Origin of the sequence: Nocardia aurea (genome assembly GCF_003123685.1) — a bacterium.
In the GTDB taxonomy this organism is placed as follows: Bacteria; Actinomycetota; Actinomycetes; order Mycobacteriales; family Mycobacteriaceae; genus Nocardia; species Nocardia aurea.
Genome location: NZ_QCYJ01000087.1, coordinates 1 through 1,138 on the forward strand (window position 1 = coordinate 1; position 1,138 = coordinate 1,138).

2 protein-coding genes are annotated in these 1,138 nt (G+C 67.3%); one reads left to right on the forward strand and one right to left on the reverse strand.

The features are described 5' to 3' along the window. On the reverse strand, positions 1–517 hold a 517-nt coding region (locus DAT37_RS18705), incomplete at its 3' end, for a TetR/AcrR family transcriptional regulator (RefSeq protein ID WP_109526098.1). Positions 518–609: 92 nt separating this feature from the next. On the opposite strand from DAT37_RS18705, the gene DAT37_RS18710 reads away from it, so the two are divergent. Continuing rightward, the coding region (locus tag DAT37_RS18710) for an amidohydrolase family protein (protein WP_157978539.1) at positions 610–1,138 on the forward strand (529 nt) is incomplete at its 3' end.

Below are 1,138 nucleotides of genomic sequence, written 5' to 3' on the forward strand. Positions count from 1 at the left end.
GCCAGGTGAGCACTGCGCCGCGCGCCGTGGCATGGATGATCTGGGCCGTGAGTTCCTCGTCGATGCGGAGCCAGCCGCCGGCGGCGAGGCGCCGGATACGGCCCATCAAGATCTCCATGCCGGCCTTGAAGGCGGCCGAGGTCGCCCTCGCGGGTTCGCTGTACATCAGTGTGTACAGCGCGGGATTGGACAGACCGAACTCGACGGCGACGTCCCAGCCGGTTCTCAGGTCCTCGATGGGGTCCCGCGGGTCGGGGTCGACGTGCTTGGTGGCGAGAAACGCGGCGAAGCCGTGCTCGGCCACCGCGTCGAGCAGCCCGTCCTTGTCGCCGAACAGCCGGTAGATGGCCGGCGGCTGCAGGCCCGCCGCATCAGCGACCGCGCGGGTGGTGACCGCGTCGCGACCCCCGCGCGTCAGCAAGTCGATGGCCGCCTCGATCACGCGCCGCCGGGTCTGTTCGCGACCGATGGCTGCAGCGTCGGAAGCGCTGCTCCCGCCATGGGAACGAGGTGACATGTATCAACGATACCTCACGGGAGGTTCCATCGTTAGTATCAGTGATACACTTCGAATGTTTCCAGTGGAATCAGATCGTAGAGGAGCATCGCATGTCTGACAGACTGCGGATCATCGCGTTGGAAGAACACGTCGTCCTGCCTGCGATCATGCAGGCGTGGTCGCGGTCCGGGGTGCCCGAGCTGCCGAACTTGGGGTTCGGCGACAGCCCCGTCGCCCAGCGACTGCGCGACACTGCGGACACGAGGCTTGCGCACATGGACGACCAGGGAATCGACGTGGCAGTGCTGTCGATCTCGACACCGGGCGTGCAGAACCTGCCCGACTCGGATGCGGTCGCCGTGGCCCGGGACACCAACGACCAGCTCGCGGAGATCGTGGCCAGCAATCCAGACCGGTTCCAGGCGTTCGCAGCGATCCCAACACAGTCGCCGTCGGCCGCGGCCGCGGAGCTGGAGCGGGCGATCACCAAGCTGGGCTTCCCGGGCGCCATGCTCTACGGGCGCACCGGATCCAAGCTCGCCGACGACCCCGAGTACGACGAGCTGTACGCCGCTGCGGAGCGGTTGCAGGTTCCCCTCCACTTCCACCCGCAGATGCCTGTGCAGGCGGTCCAAGACG